Genomic DNA, 16,903 nt, shown 5'->3' with positions numbered 1-16,903 from the left:
ATCACCCTGTGACACTGTCACAGGGTGATGCTCGTCAGCGCAACATGGCCGGGCGTTTTGCGTTAAAGGACCAGTTATCGATCAGAAACTGCATGCCCAGCGCATCGTTTCGGTTTTTGTCCGGTAGCGAGTTGTAGAGCGCATGTGCCGCTTCAACTCGCTCCATATTCAGGGTAATCCCCAGCCCTGGACCCTCTGGCAGTTCCAGATAGCCATCCCGAATCTGCGGCGCATGCTGCGTCAGCTGCTGCCCATCCTGCCAGATCCAGTGGGTATCAAAGGCGGTCAGGCGATCACCCGGTGCGGCGGCCCCCAGATGCGCCACCATCGCCAGCGACACGTCAAAGTGGTTGTTTGAGTGGCAGCCGGTGGTCAGGCCCCACTCATGGCAGAGCTGCGCCACGGTATGCGCGTTACGCATCGTCCAGAAGTGTGGGTCGGCCAGGGGGATGTCGATGGCATTCAGCTGCAGCGCATGCTGCAACTGTCGCCAGTCGTTGGCGATCATATTCGTGGCAACCGGAATGCCGGTGGCCCGCCTGAATTCTGCCAGCGTTTCCCGACCGGAATAGCCATGCTCCGCGCCACAGGGATCTTCCAGATAGGGAATGCGGCCCGCCAGCTGTTTGCCATAATAAATGGCCTCATCCAGCGACCAGCTGGCGTTGGGATCAACCGTTACCCGCGCCTGCGGGAAGCGCGCCAGCAGGGCATTGACCGTCTCCACTTCCACTTCGCCGTGATGGACACCGCCCTTGAGTTTGAAATCGCGGAAGCCATAGCGATCCGCTGCCGCCTCCGCCAGCCGCACCACGCCTTCCGCGTCCATCGCTTTCTCATGACGCAGTTGCAGCCAGGCATCACCACCCGTGTGGCCCGCCTGATAGTTCATGCTGGTCAGATTACGGTCGGCGATATAGAACAGATAGCCGAGGACCGGCACCCGATCGCGCTGTTTGCCGCTGGCAAGTAACTCGGCCACCGGCAGATTCAGGTGCTGACCCAGCAGATCAAGCAGCGCCGCTTCAATCGCCGCGGTGGCGTTGTAAAACTTCTCCGGATTCATCTGCGGAATATGAATGTCGTCGGTATGCGCGGTCTGCTGGTGTCGTGCGTCGCTGGCAAACAGCGTGGCGATGGTGGCATTCAGCCGCAGGAGTTCGCTGCCCTCAATCTGCGGACGAAAGCGCTCAAGCAGCGCCAGCGTTGAAGCGTGACACGGACTTTCGCCGACGCCGGTACGGCCAGCCGAGTCAGTCAGGATCACCAGGATACGGGTAAAGTAGCAGTTGTGTGCGCCGCCAATGTTCAGCAGCATGCTGTCATATCCGGCGACCGGCACTACCCGCATTGTTTTAATGACTGGACTGTCTGACATGTTGATTCTCCATAGGATCAAGGGAAGGCGGGGATGGCTTGCGGCGCAGCAGCAGCCACAGCCCGGTCAGCAGCGAGACGCTGGTCAGGGCATAGAGACCGCCGGTAGTAGAGCCGGTCTTCATCTCCAGATAGCCAAACACCGTCGGTGCGAAGAAGCCGCCAAGGTTGCCAACGGAATTCACCAGCGCAATGCCGGGCGCGACAATCGAGGCGGGCAGCTCTCCCTGCGGCATCGGCCAGAAAAAGGTCGCACTGACTTTCGAGCCGATACAGGCCACGATCATCGCCAGGAAGCCAAACCACGGGGAACCCAGCGTGGCCATAAAGGTGCCGCAGGCCGCGACCAGCATGGCGACACCCAGCGCTTTATCGAGCTTGTCGCGGTGGCGGTCTGAAAAGCGGCTCAGCAGGTTAATGGCGATAATGGCGCACAGCCAGGGCACGGCGGTGAGAATGCCGATGCCAAAACTGCTGAAGCCCTGAATGCGCTGAATAATCTGCGGCAGCCAGAACACCAGCGTATAGCCGGTCATGGTCATAGTGAAAAAGATCGCGCAGAAGAACAGCAGGCTGCGATTACGTAGCAGCGACATTTTGCCTGGCTCGCGGTTAAGCTCGTCACGCTGCGCCTCTTCATTCTGCAGCTGCTGCATCAGCGCCTGTTTCTCCGCGGCACTCAGCCAGCGCGCCTCGCCAGGTCGTGACACCAGTACCCAGGCGGCCAGAATGCCGACCAGCACCGACGCACCGCCTTCGAGAAACATCACCCACTTCCAGCCAGCAATCCCCAGGAAATTGTGCATCATCAGGATCGCGCCGGTGATGGGGCCGGAGAAGAGAAAGGCGCCAGCGGTGGCACTCAGCACCATCGCGGTGGCACGGCCGCGCCAGGCATTGGGCACCCACTGACGGAAATAGAACAGCACGCCAGGAAAGAAGCCTGCTTCCGCTACGCCAAGTAAAAAACGCAGCAGGTAAAACTGGATCGGTGAGGTGACGAAACCGGTCAGGACCACCACCAGTCCCCAGGTAATCATAATGCGCGTCAGCCAGACGCGGGCGCCAAAGCGCTTCATCATCAGGTTGCTCGGCACCTCAAACAGCGCATAGCCAATAAAAAAGAGGCCCGCGCCCAGCCCAAAGGCCGCCGCGCTGATCCCGGCATCGGTGCGCAACTCCGCTTTGATAAAGCCAATATTGGCGCGGTCGATCTGGTTAATAATCAGCATCACCACCAGCATCGGGATGATATGGGTGAAGAACTTTTTGATGGCGGAGGCGATCAGCTCATCGTGCTGTGGGGACAAGGCGCTATCCATCGGTCTTCCTCGTGAGAAACGTAAAGAAGAGCAAAGTGTAGGGCGCTGAAAAGGCCAGCTCTATGGGCATCTGCCCAGGAGCCGATGGGCGTACGGCCAGGACGGTTGTGTTATCAATATGTTATGGAGTGGCGTGGGCGAAGCGGCAGAGTAAAACTGTGGCAGCGATCAACTTCTTAAGCCCAGGGTTCAGAGGAGACCTGAATGCCAGAAGTCGCGCCGACACTGAAAGATGTGCCAGTGTCGGCAGACAGGGTTCAGCCACTGAACTGACGGCGCTGGGCAATCTCTTCAGCACGCAGCAGCAGCGCCTGTAAATCATCCTCGTCTATATCCAGCAGTTCACCGTCCTGCAAAGCCTGATGCAGATCCGCACGCGTCAGCGGGACCGGCATGGCTACCGGATCGGGTTTAACTTCTTCGGGGGCCAGCGGATGCGGATAGCGACGACCGGCCAGATTATTAAACAGCAGAGCCAGCAGGGCCAGGGTCAGTGAATTGAGCAGGATCGGCGTCAGGACAAAGTGATATCCAAGCTGCTGCACCGAAGGGCCGCCCAGAATAGCGGTCAGCGCAACGGCACCGCCGGGCGGATGCAGACAGCGCAGCTGGAACATTAACAGGATCGCCACACAGGCTGCGACGCCGCAGGCAAGGGCAGGATCAGGGATCAGCTGGCTGACGGTAACGCCCGCCAGCGCTGACAGGCTGTTGCCGCCGACGATTGCCCACGGCTGAGCCAGCGGACTGGCGGGCAGACCAAAGAGTAAAACCGCCGAGGCACCGACCGGCGCGACAAACCACAGATTCAGCTCGCCCAGCACCCAGTGGCTCAGCAGGCTGGTCAGGATCAAGCCGATACCGGCACCCAGTCCGGCGATCACTACATGCTTTTTACTCACTGCCAGCGGATGTGGCCAGAGGCGCGCCAGAAACAGGCGCAGAGGATGGCTTCCGGCAGAAGCGCTTTTGTTCATTACTTTACTCACCGTGTCATAACATTTTCTTATCGTCAGGGGCGGCGATTCTCCATCATCAACATCAATGTAACAACCCGACAAACTGTACCGTTATTCGTACGAACAGGGAGAGCAGCGAAAAGGGGGATCAGGCAGGAGACGCGTCAGCAGCGGTGATCGCCGGATAATAAAAAACCCGCCGCAGCGGGTTTCTCGTCAGTGCAATCACTCGACTTTGTCGGGATACTCGCAGAGATCTTCAATCAGGCAGGAGCCACAGCGGGGTTTACGCGCCACGCAGGTGTAGCGGCCGTGCAGAATCAGCCAGTGATGGCAATCAACCTTGTACGCCGCCGGAACCACCTTCAGCAGCTTCTGCTCCACCTCTTCCACATTCTTACCCGGCGCAAATTTCGTCCGGTTGCTGACGCGAAAGATATGGGTATCGACGGCAATCGTCGGCCAGCCAAAGGCAGTGTTGAGCACCACATTGGCGGTTTTACGGCCGACACCGGGCAGGGCTTCCAGTGCCGCACGATCTTCCGGCACTTCGCCGTTGTGCTGCTCAAGCAGAATGCGGCAGGTTTTAATCACATTTTCCGCTTTGCTGTTAAACAGGCCGATGGTTTTAATGTACTCCTTCACGCCATCCACACCCAGCGCCAGCATCGCGGCAGGCGTATTGGCCACCGGATAGAGCTTTGCGGTGGCTTTGTTCACGCTGACATCGGTCGCCTGCGCCGAGAGCAGCACCGCAATCAGCAACTCAAACGGTGAGCTGAAGTTGAGTTCGGTGGTCGGATGCGGATTATTCTGCTGCAGCCGACGGAGAATTTCGGTCCGTTTGGTCTGATTCACACCGGTTTCCCGACGGCGTCCTGAGGGGGCGCGGTTTCGGCCGCCTGAGCACGCAGTGCTGCCCGCTGTTTCATCTTCTGATCGATCAGATATTTACCCGCCAGCATCATGCCCAGACCGATAAAGGCGCCTGGCGGCAACATTGCCAGCAACATTGGCGAATCGAAATGGACCACTTCGATACGCAGCGACTTCGCCCAGGGACCGAGCAGCTGGTCGGCACCGTTAAACAGCGTGCCGCTGCCGATAATTTCGCGCAGCGATCCCAGCACCACCATAGCGCAGGTCGCGCCCATGCCGATGGCGAAGCCATCCAGCGCGGCAAGCGGAATGCTGCTTTTAGAGGCGACGGCTTCAGCACGACCGACCACGATGCAGTTGGTCACGATCAGCGGGATAAAAATCCCCAGCGACTGATAAAGACCATAGGCATAGGCGTTGATTAGCATCTGTACGCAGCTCACTACCGAGGCGATGATCATCACATAAATCGGGATACGAATTTCCGACGGCACCCAGCGGCGCGAGGCGGAAATAAAACTGTTGGTCAGGGTCAGCACCAGCGTGGTCGCCAGTCCTAAACCCAGCGCGTTGGTGGCGGTCGCCGTGACCGCCAGCAGCGGGCAGAGGCCCAGCAACTGCACCAGCGCCGAGTTGTTCTTCCATAATCCACCGACCAGCAGGCTTTTAGCTTCACTCATTTGCGTCTCCACATACCGGTAACGAAGAGAGTCTCTCCGGAAGCGTTTTCATTAACAGCGCGGTGCGTCTGGTTGCATTGACCACCGCGCGTGGGGTAATGGTGGCACCGGTGAACTGATCGAATTCACCGCCATCTTTCTTAACCGCAAAGGCTTTATCCGCCGGACCATGAACCACTTTGCCATTAAAGCTGTTGATCCAGTCAGAGATACGCAGTTCGATCTTATCCCCCAGACCGGGCGTTTCATGGTGTTCAATCACCCGCACGCCCAATACTTTACCCTGGAAATCGGCACCAACCAGCAACTGTATCGCACCAGAATAGCCGTCAGGGGCAGTGGTCTCCAGCGCAGCCGCGACCGGCTGGCCGCCTTTACGCGCCAGGAAGAGATGGTGCGGCGCACTGTTGCCCAACGCTGCATCCGTGACAACGTAACAGTCCTGCTGAATATTGTTATCATAAAGCTCAACAGGCACCACCTGGTCCAGCAGATTTTTCTGCTGCAACAGGGTCTGATGTTCCACCGTCGGCCTGGTTACGGTATTCACCACTGCCGTGGCGGCGGTGGTGATCGCGGCGAATATTGCCAGCGTTACCCCGTTTTTGCGAATCGTCTCCAGCATCGCTTAATCCTTCTGATGGCCGTAAACGCGCGGCTGGGTGTAGTAATCGATGAGCGGCACGCAGATGTTCGCCAGCAGCACAGCAAACGCTACGCCATCGGGATAACCGCCAAAGCTGCGGATCAGCCAGACCAGCAGTCCAATCAGCGCGCCATACACCAGGCGGCCACGGTTGGTGGTCGAAGCGGTCACCGGATCAGTGGCAATAAAGAACGCACCCAGCATAGTGGCACCGGAGAAAAGATGAATCAGCGGGCTGTTCAGCGATTCTGGTGAGAAGAACCAGCCCAGCGTCGCGCAGAAGGCCAGTGACAGCAGCATGGCGGCAGGGACATGCCAGCGGATAGCATTTTTCCACAGCAGGAACAGGCCGCCGGCCAGATAACCCACGTTAACCCACTGCCAGCCGAGGCCCGCCAGCACGCCGCTGTAAATCGGCTGCGCCAGCAGATGTTCGGCACTGTGCCCCGCGCGCAAACCGGTTTTAAACGTATCAAGCGGCGTCGCCTGGCTGATGCCATCAACACCCATCTGTAGCTGCTGCATGGTTTCACCCGCCAGCGTGTGGCCCTGGAACACCATGCTCAGGCTGTCCATCAGCCCGGGTTTGATCGCCTGAAGCGTATCGGGCGGCAACCAGCTGGTCATCTGCACCGGGAAGGAGATGAGCAGGACCACATAGCCGACCATCGCCGGGTTAAACGGGTTCTGGCCCAGTCCGCCATAGAGCTGTTTCGCAATGACAACAGCAAACAGGGTACCGATCACCACCAGCCACCACGGCGCCAGCGGCGGCAGGCTGATACCGATCAGGACGGCGGTCAGCAGCGCCGAGTTATCCGCCAGGGTGCTGGCAACGGGCGCTTTGCGAAGTCGCAGAATTGCCGCCTCTGTCAGCCAGGCAGTCAGCGTCGCCAGTAAGACCTGCAAAAAGGTGCCGTAGCCAAAGAAATAACACTGTGCAGCAAAACCTGGCACCGCGGCCAGCACCACCAGCAGCATGATATTGCCGGTGCTGCGGCGGTTATGGGTGTAAGGAGAACTTGCGATACGAAAAGCCATTTAATCCTCAAGCGTCGTAGACGACTGCGCTTTACGCGCTTTGGCACGGGCGATGGCGGCAGCAATAGCGGCCTTGCGCGCATCATCGGGTTGATTCAGTTCAGGTGCCTGTTCAGGTTCTGCATTGGCGTTATTTGCCTGCTCCTGGGCCTGCTCCGCTTTATCCACCGCAAAATGCGCGGCGGTGGCCAGTGCTGCGGCATCACGAGAAGCGGCATCCGCCTCACTTTCCGCCTGAGCGGCTTTCTTCGCTTTGGCGCGGGCGATGGCGGCCTGAACCGCGGCTTTACGCGGATCGGTCTCAGCGGCGGCGTCCGGCACGGCTTCTGCAGCGCTGTCGGTTGCGGCCTGCGGAGCCTCGGCGTTTTCCGCCTGAGCGGCTTTCTTCGCTTTTGCGCGGGCGATGGCGGCCTGAACCGCGGCTTTACGCGGATCGGTCTCAGCGGCGGCTGGCGCAGCCTCTGCAGCGCTGTCGGTTGCGGCCTGCGGAGCCTCGGCGTTTTCCGCCTGGGCCGCTTTCTTCGCTTTGGCGCGGGCGATGGCGGCCTGAACCGCGGCTTTACGCGGATCGGTCTCAGCGGCGGCGTCCGGCGCAGCCTCTGCAGAGCTGTCGGTTGCGGCCTGCGGAGCCTCAGCGTTTTCAGACTGAGCGGCTTTCTTCGCTTTGGCGCGGGCGATGGCGGCCTGAACCGCGGCTTTACGCGGATCGGTCTCAGCGGCGGCTGGCGCAGCCTCTGCAGCGCTGTCGGTTGCGGCCTGCGGAGCCTCGGCGTTTTCCGCCTGAGCCGCTTTCTTCGCTTTGGCGCGGGCGATGGCGGCTTCTACTGCGGCTTTACGCGGATCGGTCTCAGCGGCGGCGTCCGGCACGGCGTCTGCAGCGCTGTCGGTTGCGGCCTGTGGTGCCTCGGCGCTTTCCGCCTGAGCGGCTTTCTTCGCTTTGGCGCGGGCGATGGCGGCTTCTACTGCGGCTTTACGCGGATTGACACTGGCCTCAGCCTGGTTATCCGCCGCATCAACCGGCACTGTTTTCTTCGCTTTCGCTCGGGCAATAGCCGCTTCAACTGCCGCTTTACGCGGATCGACGGTCTGACGCGTCACCGGCTGGGTTTCAGCCTGCGCCTCAGCCTGACGCAGACGCGCCTGGGCATGGCGGGCTTCACGCTGGGCTTCAAGCGTTGCCTCATCCGGTTCGGCGGCCTGGCGGGCTTTCACTCGCGCTTTGGCCGCAGCCAGTTCGCTGGTATCGGTGCGGGCAACGCGTTGTTTGGCCTCTTCATGACGCGCTTCACGAGCCTGCTTTTCACGCTCAAGCCGCGCCTGGCGGGCTTCGAAGCGTGCTTTGGCTTCCAGCGTGCGTTTCGCTTCCAGATCGATGGCGCGCAGTTCCGCTTTTTCCTGACGGTAATATTGCACCAGCGGAATATTGCTCGGGCAGACATAGGCGCAGGCACCACATTCGATGCAGTCATCAATATGGTGAGCGCGCGCTTTATCATGATCGCCGCCCTGGCTGAACCAGTAAAGCTGCTGCGGCAGCAGTTTGGCCGGACAGGCATCGGCACAGGCTGAACAGCGAATGCAGGACTGCTCTTCGTCGTTTTTGCCCATCTCACTGGCAGATGGAGCCAGAATACAGTTGGTGATCTTCACTACCGGCACATCCAGCGATGGCAGGGTAAAGCCCATCAGCGGACCGCCCATGATCACCATCTGACGCGGGGCAGGTGTGAACCCGACCTGGTGCAACAGATGACTGATTGGGGTGCCGAGACGACTCCAGACGTTACGCGGCTGGGCGATCGCCTCGCCGGTCAGCGTCACAACGCGTTCGGTGATCGGTTCACCATTGATAATGGCCCGTTTAACCGCCCAGGCGGTGCCGACGTTCTGCATCAGCACGCCGATATCGGAGGAACGCCCGCCATGCGGCACTTCCTTCCCGGTCAGGATGCGGGTCAGCTGCTTGGCTCCGCCGGAGGGATATTTGGTCGGGATGACCCGGATTTGCAGATCGCGCTCGCTACCCAGCGCCTGCTTCAGTGCGGCAATGGCTTCAGGCTTGTTATCTTCAATGCCAATCAGCACCTGTTCAGCCTGTAACACCCAGGCGAGAATACGGCTGCCTTCCAGGACTTCGGCAGCGTAGTCCTGCATCAGACGATCGTCAGCGGTGATATAAGGCTCGCACTCCGCCGCATTAATGATCAGGGTTTTAACCCCGCGCAGGCCGCCCTTCAGTTTGGTGGCGGTGGGGAAACCCGCGCCGCCGAGACCGGCGATGCCGGCGTCGTGAATGCGCAGCACAATGTCGGCACGTGGATGCTGACGGTAGTCAGGCAGCGGATCCAGCGGCATCCAGCGGTCGTCGCCATCTGGCGTGAGGAAAATGCAAAGCTCGGAGAGACCCGAAGGGTGCGCGGTCATATGCTGACCGATATCTTCAATCACGCCGGAGGTGGGCGCATGGACCGGCAGCATGCGGCCGGTGCCAAATGTCAGAGGCTGACCGCGCAGCACTTTGTCGCCAGGCGCAACGCAGATCTCACCTTCATGTCCGATATGCTGTTTCAGTGGGATAATAAAACGGTGCGGCAACGGCAGTTCGCTGAGCGGCGTGCCGTTGGACTGGGTTTTCATTTCCGGCGGATGAATACCGCCCTGAAAATCCCAGACCTTCTCTTTTTTCAGGAAGTTAAACAGATTAAGCATGAGTTTCTACCGGGATCACCCGTACAGGAATGGTATTTAAATCCCACTTCCAGTTAGCTGGGGTGGTGGCAACCGGACGCATTTCAATACAGTCAGTCGGGCAGGGCGCGACACAGAGATCGCAGCCGGTACAGACATCGCTCAGCACGGTGTGCATGGCGCGGGTTGCCCCGACAATGGCATCCACCGGACAGGCCTGAATACATTTGGTGCAGCCAATGCAGTTGGCTTCATCAATAAACGCCACGGTGCGCACTGGCTCTTTCGCCGTTTCATCGCCATCAATGGGCTGCGGTTCAACGTTAAGCAGCGCGGCCAGCTTGAGCATGGTCTGCTCACCACCTGGCGCGCATTTATTGATCGCTTCACCATTGTTACCGACTGCATCCGCATAGGGGCGACAGCCCGGATAGCCGCACTGACCGCACTGGCTCTGCGGCAGAATGGCATCAATCTGCTCAACGATAGGATCTTCTTCGACCTCAAAGCGGCGCGAGGCGTAACCCAGCAGCGCGCCGAACACCAGGCTCAGCGCACTTAATACGGCAACAGCAATCCAGATCGCGGTCATCAGAATTTCACCAGACCGCTGAAGCCCATAAACGCCAGCGCCATCAGGCCCGCGGTAATCAGGGCGATGGAGTTACCTTTAAACGGAGCAGGAACATTGGCCAGCACCAGCCGTTCGCGCATACCGGCGAACAGGACCATCACCAGTGAGAAGCCGATAGAGGCACTGAAACCATACAGCGCGGCCTGCATAAAGGTGTGGTTAAGGTTGACGCTCAGCAGCGGCACGCCCAGCACCGCACAGTTGGTGGTGATCAGCGGCAGAAAGATACCCAGAAGACGATAGAGCGACGGGCTGGTTTTACGCACCACCATTTCGGTGAACTGCACCACGACGGCGATCACCAGGATATAGGCCATGGTACGCAGATAGACCAGATCCAGCGGCAACAGGATCAGATGGTTGACCAGCCAGGCGCAGATCGAGGCCAGAGTAATGACGAATGTCGTGGCGAGGCCCATGCCAATGGCCGTTTCCAGTTTTTTGGAAACGCCCATAAAAGGACACAGGCCGAGAAACTTCACTAATACGAAGTTATTCACCAGCACGGTGCCAACAAAGAGAAGCAGATAATCGGTCATTTTTTCGCCTGGGAGCCAGAAAGCGGCTTATTATCATTGATAGCGCGGCGTATCTCAACACCTGCGCCATCCGCTGAGCGGCAGACCGCACTCAGAATTAAATTCCTGACATAACTCACAGCGTTACGGCGCGATAAAGGTCGTTTTTACCCGTTTTGAGCGTTTGAAGTAGGGCGCAAACACCGCAGCGGCCAGCAGTGACAGCAGTAATGTCTGGAGGGCACGGCTATCGGTAACCGGCGTAAAGGCAAAGGTTTTCAGCGCCAGCAGCACGGTAATCAGCAACCAGAGCAGGTAGTGACGCGGCAGGCGGCGGGAGCGCTTAAAGAACAGCCAGCTGATCCAGAGACTATAGGCCCAGACCGCCACGGCGGTGAGCAGGGAAATAGCCCAGTAAGAGAAGAGTGTGCTGCCATGAGAAAACAGCGCCACACGCCATTCCGGATTAAACAGTGGTGTCAGATACATCGCCAGCACCAGAACGGTGGTTAACAGGGTCATTATCAGCCAGGCCAGCGGCAGCAAAAGCCAGCCACCAATACGCGGCGCAGCAACCTGTTCATTCATCGTGGTTATTCCTGTCTTGGAGAGTCGAAGCGCAGCAGAATAACATGTCCAGAGGGGCACGCCCATCCGGACAAGATCAGCGGGATAAACAGCGATAAATCTGCCGGAAATCAGACCACGTAGCGCCACACCGTTTTGGGGACACAGCCGAGATCATATAACCGTCCGCCAGAGACCAGTTCAGCACGTCGGTGATCGGCAGCCCGGTACATATTGATGATCTCCAGATCATTCGTCAGGGAGTAATTAAGATGATCGAAAAGCTTTTCCAGACTGTCTGAATTATTTACTTTGCGGAATTTAAGCAGGTAATCGTGCGCAGTCATCATTGCCATAACAGATAGAAGTAACAAAGGAGTGCTCAGTATAGGGGGGAAGCTTATGCTGTCCAGATCATGCGGCTTAAAAAAGGCGAAAATCAGATAAAAGCACCTTATTAGTCACTAAAACTCCAGATCTGGCTTTTTTACTATTATCTGAGGCAGCAACTCAGCGTCTCTATCTTAAACACCTCACTAACATATTACGGACATAGCCGGCATAAAGCCTTTAAAAGCAGAGGTTAAATATTATTTTTTACTTATTCAGCACTGACAATGCATTAGTGGCTTCTTTCTCACCCTTTTAGCCCGAGAAAATTAACCATTCAGCACTTACTGCCAGAGAAACGTTTCGCGCCTGACCCAGACCAGCAATCTACTGTGCGGACTATCACAAATCCCATTTTTTGTTCATCGCAGGCCAGATAACCCGTTTTGTACGCCTGGCTGTAATCGTTTCCAGGGGCAGTCAGCATAAGCGATTCTGTTTATTACAATTATTTAACGAGGAGATTTTTTCTGCTCAGCCGTTTTATCCATAACTCCCCCGTCAGCCAAACCGTGTGACTACACGTAACCCCTTTAAATTGCTCTATTTTGTGAAGTGTGTCGCCATTATGCACGCTTTTTTAGTCCAGTCTAAGCAGGCTCTCTACCCTAAACAGCAAACGCCTTTCAGAGGATTAAAAACTATGTGGAAACGTTTACTTCTGACCACGCTGGTCAGCGCCGCGTTAACCGGCCCGGTACTCGCTGCAGATATGACGGTCGGCTTCTCGCAGGTAGGTTCGGAATCTGGCTGGCGTTCGGCGGAAACCAACGTAGCGAAAAGCGAAGCCAAAAAACGCGGAATCACCCTGAAAATCGCCGACGGACAGCAGAAACAAGAGAATCAGATCAAGGCGGTACGTTCGTTCATCGCTCAGGGCGTTGATGCCATCTTCATCGCACCGGTGGTGCAGACCGGCTGGGAGCCGGTACTGGAAGAAGCCAAAGATGCCAAAATCCCGGTTTACCTGCTGGACCGCGCCATTGTGGTGAAAGACAAATCGCTCTATCAGGCGGTGGTGACGGCTGACAACGTGCTGGAAGGCAAGCTGATTGGCGACTGGCTGGTGAAAACCGTGGGCGACAAGCAGTGTAACGTGGTGGAACTGCAGGGCACGGTGGGTGCCAGCGTGGCAATCGATCGTAAGAAAGGCTTTGCTGAAGCGATCAGCAACCATCCAAATATTAAAGTGATCCGCTCGCAGTCGGGTGACTTTACCCGCAGTAAGGGTAAAGAGGTGATGGAGAGCTTTATCAAGGCGGAGAACAACGGCAAAAACATCTGCATGGTTTACGCGCATAACGATGATATGGCGATCGGTGCCATTCAGGCAATTAAAGAAGCTGGCCTGAAACCGGGCAAAGATATTCTGACCGGCTCGATTGATGGTGTACCGGATATCTATAAAGCGATGCTGGCGGGTGAGGCTAACGCCAACGTGGAGCTGACGCCAAACATGGCTGGCCCGGCGTTTGATGCGCTGGAAAAATTCAAGAAAGATGGCACGCTGCCGCCAAAAGTGATCAAGACCGAATCTAAGCTGTTCCTGCCTGCCGACGCGCAGAAGGAGCTGGATACCAAAAAAGGCATGGGTTACTGATTCACCGATCAGCCGCAGACCAGCCGCAGACCGCCCTACGGGGCGGTTTTTCATGACGTGAGGCGGAGTGAGCAGAATGACCACGCAAAATGAAACACCGCTGTTATCCATCAGCGGCGTCAGCAAAGGTTTTCCCGGCGTCAAAGCGCTGAATAATGTTTCCTTTGATATCCGTAAAGGGGAGATCATGGCGCTGCTGGGGGAGAACGGTGCCGGCAAATCCACCCTGATCAAAGTGCTGACCGGTGTTTACAGCCGTGATGCAGGGACCATCACCCTGGATGGTGAGCCGATTACGCCGCATAACACGGCGCAGGCGCAGGAGATGGGCATCGGCACCGTTTATCAGGAAGTGAATATGCTGCCGAATATGTCGGTGGCAGATAACCTCTATATTGGCCGCGAACCGCGCCGCTTTGGCATGATCGACCGTCGCCGGATGGTGCGGGAGGCCGATGCGCTGATGCGGAATTATGGTTTTTCCCTCGATGTGACACGTCCGCTGGGTCACTACTCGGTGGCGATGCAGCAGATTATCGCCATCTGCCGCGCGGTCGATCTTTCCGCCCAGGTTTTGATCCTGGATGAGCCGACAGCCAGTCTGGATGCCAGTGAAGTTGAGATGCTGTTTACCCTGATGGCGCAGTTAAAAGCCAAAGGGATGAGCCTGATTTTTGTGACGCACTTTCTCGACCAGGTGTACCGCATTACTGACCGGATTACCGTGCTGCGTAACGGGCAGTTTATCGCCACCCGCGATACCGCCACGCTGCCGCAGATTGAGCTGATTAAGCTGATGCTGGGTCGCGAACTGCTGGAGACCGCACTGCAGCGGCAGGGCAGCACGCTGCGCAGCAATCAGCCGGTAGTGTCGTTTGAGGATTACGGCAGGAAAGGCACCATCGAGCCCTTTAACCTGGAAGTTCGTCCAGGCGAAGTCGTAGGACTGGCGGGGCTGCTGGGGTCGGGCCGCACCGAAACCGCCGAGGTGTTGTTTGGTATTCGTCGTGCCGACCGAGGAACAGCGAAGATCAAAGGCAAGGTGCAGCGCATTACTAATCCGGCGAAAGCCTCGCAGCTGGGTATGGGTTTTTGCCCGGAAGATCGCAAGACTGACGGGATTATCGGCGCGGCCTCGGTTCGTGAAAATATTATTCTGGCGTTGCAGGCGCAGCGCGGCTGGCTACGGCCGATTAAAAAGCGCGAGCAGCAGGCGATTGCCGATCGTTTTATCAAGAGTCTGGGTATTCGTACGCCGCATGCAGAGCAGCCGGTGGAGCTGTTATCGGGCGGCAACCAGCAGAAGGTGCTGCTGTCGCGCTGGCTGGTGACCAAACCGCAGTTTTTAATTCTCGACGAACCGACGCGCGGCATTGATGTGGGCGCGCACGCCGAGATTATCCGTTTAATTGAATCCCTGTGCGCCGACGGTCTGGCGCTGCTGGTGATCTCCTCTGAACTCGAAGAGCTGGTCGGTTATGCCGATCGGGTGTTGATTATGCGCGATCTGAAGCAGGTGGCAGAAATTCCGCTGGAGCAGCTTTCGGTAGCGTCGATCGTCAATGCTATCGCGGACGGAGGGGTAAAACATGCTTGAGTCCCCTATGACATCTGAAAAAACGCCACGTCGTAAGCTGAAACTCCCGCCAGGGATGCCGCAAATCGCCGCGCTGCTGTTGGTGCTGTTGATTGACAGTCTGGTGGCCAATAACTTTTTTGCCGTGCATCTGCAGGATGGGCGTCTGTTCGGCAGTCCAATCGATATTCTTAACCGTGCGGCACCGGTTGCCCTGCTGGCGATTGGGATGACGCTGGTGATCGCCACCGGCGGCATCGATCTTTCCGTGGGTGCGGTGATGGCGATCGCAGGCGCGACGGCTGCGACATTGACCGTAGCCGGACATGGTGTGCCGTTTATTATTCTCTGCACGCTGGGAACCGGTTTAGCCTGTGGCGTATGGAATGGCGTGCTGGTGGCGTTGCTGCGTATTCAGCCATTTGTTGCCACGCTGATTCTTATGGTTGCCGGGCGCGGTATTGCTCAACTGATTACGCAGGGGCAGATTGTGACGTTCGACAGTGACAGTCTTGGCTGGTTTGGTAACGGCTCGCTGTGGATGCTGCCGGTCCCGGTCTGGATCACGCTGGTGGTAGCGCTGGCGGTCTGGTTGCTGACGCGCAAAACCGCGCTGGGTCTGTTTATCGAAGCCGTGGGGATTAACCTGCGCGCGGCCCGTAACGCGGGTGTGACAGGCTGGCTGGTGGTTATGTCAACCTACGCCATAAGTGGCGTTTGTGCCGCTGTTGCGGGACTGATCGTCGCGGCGGATATTCGCGGTGCGGATGCGAATAACGCCGGTTTATGGCTGGAGCTGGATGCGATTCTCGCCGTGGTGATTGGCGGTGCGTCGCTGATGGGTGGCCGCTTTAATCTGGTGTTGTCGCTGATAGGCGCACTGATTATTCAGTCGATGAATACCGGGATTTTGCTCTCCGGCTTCCCGCCTGAGCTGAATCAGGTGGTGAAAGCGGTGGTGGTGATGTGCGTGCTGTTGCTGCAGTCACCACGGTTTATTGCGATGTTGAAACGGAGACGCCCGACATGATTAAACGTCATCTTCCGCTGATGATCACCTTGCTGGTGTTTGTGGCGGGTTACCTGTTTTGTCTGAGTCAGTTTCCGGGCTTTGCCTCCACCCGGGTAATCTGCAATATCCTGACCGATAATGCTTTCCTTGGGATTATCGCCGTCGGCATGACCTTCGTGATTTTATCGGGCGGTATCGATCTGTCTGTGGGTGCAGTGATCGCCTTTACCGGCGTGTTTCTTGCCCGGGCGATCGGTGATTTTCATATCGATCCCTTGCTGGCCTTTGCGCTGATTCTGTCGCTGGGCGCGCTGTTCGGGGCCATGATGGGCTGGCTGATTGATGCGCTGAAGATTCCGGCATTTATCATTACGCTGGCGGGGATGTTTTTCCTGCGCGGATGCAGTTATCTGGTGTCGGAGAACTCAATTCCTATCGATCATCCGTTCTACAGCATGCTTTCCAGTCTGGCGTGGAAAGTGCCGGGCGGTGGGCGTCTCAGCCTGCTGGCGGTGATTATGCTGGTGGTGGTGTTTGGCGGGATTATTCTGGCGCACCGCACGCGCTTTGGTAACCGGGTTTACGCCATCGGTGGCAATATGACATCCGCCCAGCTGATGGGCGTTTCGACCCGCGCGACCACCATTAAGATTTATATGCTTTCCACCACGCTGGCGACGCTGGCCGGGATCGTGTTCTCGATTTATACCTCGGCAGGTTATGCGCTGGCCGGGTTGGGTGTGGAGCTGGATGCTATTGCGTCAGTGGTGATTGGCGGCACGCTGCTGTCGGGTGGTGTGGGTACAGTTTTGGGCACGCTGTTCGGTGTGTTGATTCAGGGGCTGATTCAGACCTGGATTAACTTCGACGGTACGCTGAGTTCCTGGTGGACCAAGATCGCCATCGGAATTCTGCTGTTTGCGTTTATCGCCCTGCAGCGGTTACTGACGGTCATCTGGGATCGTCAGCAGAACGCGCCCGTTAAGCGATTACCTTCCTGAGTTCTTCAGTACT

At 57.6% G+C, this 16,903-nt stretch carries 16 protein-coding genes; 4 read left to right on the top strand and 12 right to left on the bottom strand.

Annotation, left to right across the window (positions count from 1 at the left end):
* Positions 1-34 precede the first annotated feature (34 nt).
* The 12 genes from ACR8BN_RS10325 to ydgT all read right to left on the bottom strand — a co-directional run bounded on the left by ACR8BN_RS10325 (position 35) and on the right by ydgT (position 11,658).
* Positions 35-1,378 (bottom strand): enolase C-terminal domain-like protein, encoded by a 1,344-nt coding sequence (locus ACR8BN_RS10325; RefSeq protein ID WP_134160024.1) that lies wholly within the window; start codon positions 1,376-1,378, stop codon positions 35-37.
* Positions 1,356-2,699, bottom strand: coding sequence for an MFS transporter (locus ACR8BN_RS10320; protein ID WP_039391884.1), 1,344 nt, complete (start codon positions 2,697-2,699; stop codon positions 1,356-1,358). Before ACR8BN_RS10320 ends, ACR8BN_RS10325 begins: the two co-directional genes overlap by 23 nt.
* A 257-nt stretch (positions 2,700-2,956) precedes the next feature.
* Entirely contained in the window at positions 2,957-3,676 is a 720-nt protein-coding gene (locus ACR8BN_RS10315; RefSeq protein WP_010670074.1) for an HPP family protein, read from the bottom strand.
* A 207-nt stretch (positions 3,677-3,883) separates the two neighbouring features.
* Positions 3,884-4,516 (bottom strand): endonuclease III, encoded by a 633-nt coding sequence (gene nth / locus ACR8BN_RS10310; protein ID WP_031591465.1) that lies wholly within the window; start codon positions 4,514-4,516, stop codon positions 3,884-3,886.
* A complete protein-coding gene (locus ACR8BN_RS10305) occupies positions 4,513-5,217 on the bottom strand; it encodes an electron transport complex subunit E (RefSeq protein ID WP_010245400.1) in 705 nt (234 codons plus the stop codon). The genes nth and ACR8BN_RS10305 overlap by 4 nt, the downstream gene beginning before the upstream one ends.
* A complete protein-coding gene (rsxG, locus tag ACR8BN_RS10300; RefSeq protein WP_039391889.1) occupies positions 5,210-5,842 on the bottom strand; it encodes an electron transport complex subunit RsxG in 633 nt (210 codons plus the stop codon). Before rsxG ends, ACR8BN_RS10305 begins: the two co-directional genes overlap by 8 nt.
* Positions 5,843-5,845: 3 nt before the next feature.
* The gene (gene rsxD, locus ACR8BN_RS10295; protein WP_010670076.1) at positions 5,846-6,904 is read right to left on the bottom strand and encodes an electron transport complex subunit RsxD; all 1,059 of its coding nucleotides are present in this window, start codon (positions 6,902-6,904) and stop codon (positions 5,846-5,848) included.
* On the bottom strand, positions 6,905-9,613 hold the full coding sequence (gene rsxC, locus ACR8BN_RS10290; protein WP_434746895.1) for an electron transport complex subunit RsxC: 2,709 nt from the start codon (positions 9,611-9,613) through the stop codon (positions 6,905-6,907). It lies immediately after the preceding gene.
* Positions 9,606-10,184 carry an electron transport complex subunit RsxB gene (gene rsxB / locus ACR8BN_RS10285; protein WP_010245386.1) on the bottom strand — a complete coding sequence of 193 codons (579 nt, stop codon included), beginning with the start codon at positions 10,182-10,184 and terminating at the stop codon, positions 9,606-9,608. Before rsxB ends, rsxC begins: the two co-directional genes overlap by 8 nt.
* Positions 10,184-10,765: an electron transport complex subunit RsxA gene (rsxA, locus tag ACR8BN_RS10280; RefSeq protein WP_003853423.1), complete on the bottom strand. Its 582-nt coding sequence runs from the start codon at positions 10,763-10,765 to the stop codon at positions 10,184-10,186. Before rsxA ends, rsxB begins: the two co-directional genes overlap by 1 nt.
* A 123-nt stretch (positions 10,766-10,888) precedes the next feature.
* The gene (locus ACR8BN_RS10275) at positions 10,889-11,332 is read right to left on the bottom strand and encodes a DUF2569 domain-containing protein (RefSeq protein WP_010245382.1); all 444 of its coding nucleotides are present in this window, start codon (positions 11,330-11,332) and stop codon (positions 10,889-10,891) included.
* 110 nt (positions 11,333-11,442) lie between these two features.
* Positions 11,443-11,658 carry a transcription modulator YdgT gene (gene ydgT / locus ACR8BN_RS10270; protein WP_003853427.1) on the bottom strand — a complete coding sequence of 72 codons (216 nt, stop codon included), beginning with the start codon at positions 11,656-11,658 and terminating at the stop codon, positions 11,443-11,445.
* A 686-nt stretch (positions 11,659-12,344) separates the two neighbouring features.
* Here ydgT and ytfQ point away from each other — a divergent pair.
* The 4 genes from ytfQ to yjfF all read left to right on the top strand — a co-directional run bounded on the left by ytfQ (position 12,345) and on the right by yjfF (position 16,890).
* Positions 12,345-13,301, top strand: coding sequence for a galactofuranose ABC transporter, galactofuranose-binding protein YtfQ (gene ytfQ / locus ACR8BN_RS10265; RefSeq protein ID WP_010245380.1), 957 nt, complete (start codon positions 12,345-12,347; stop codon positions 13,299-13,301).
* A gap of 76 nt (positions 13,302-13,377) precedes the next feature.
* A complete protein-coding gene (gene ytfR, locus ACR8BN_RS10260) occupies positions 13,378-14,898 on the top strand; it encodes a galactofuranose ABC transporter, ATP-binding protein YtfR (protein WP_109650264.1) in 1,521 nt (506 codons plus the stop codon).
* Positions 14,891-15,907 (top strand): galactofuranose ABC transporter, ATP-binding protein YtfT, encoded by a 1,017-nt coding sequence (ytfT, locus tag ACR8BN_RS10255; protein ID WP_010245375.1) that lies wholly within the window; start codon positions 14,891-14,893, stop codon positions 15,905-15,907. Before ytfR ends, ytfT begins: the two co-directional genes overlap by 8 nt.
* Positions 15,904-16,890: a galactofuranose ABC transporter, permease protein YjfF gene (gene yjfF / locus ACR8BN_RS10250; RefSeq protein ID WP_010670080.1), complete on the top strand. Its 987-nt coding sequence runs from the start codon at positions 15,904-15,906 to the stop codon at positions 16,888-16,890. Before ytfT ends, yjfF begins: the two co-directional genes overlap by 4 nt.
* Positions 16,891-16,903: the final 13 nt, after the last annotated feature.

It is taken from the genome of Pantoea sp. Lu_F5_004, assembly GCF_051136245.1.
Taxonomy (GTDB): domain Bacteria; phylum Pseudomonadota; class Gammaproteobacteria; order Enterobacterales; family Enterobacteriaceae; genus Pantoea; species Pantoea agglomerans.
Note: the sequence above shows the minus strand (reverse complement) of the source record. Positions and strands in the feature narration are given on the sequence as shown.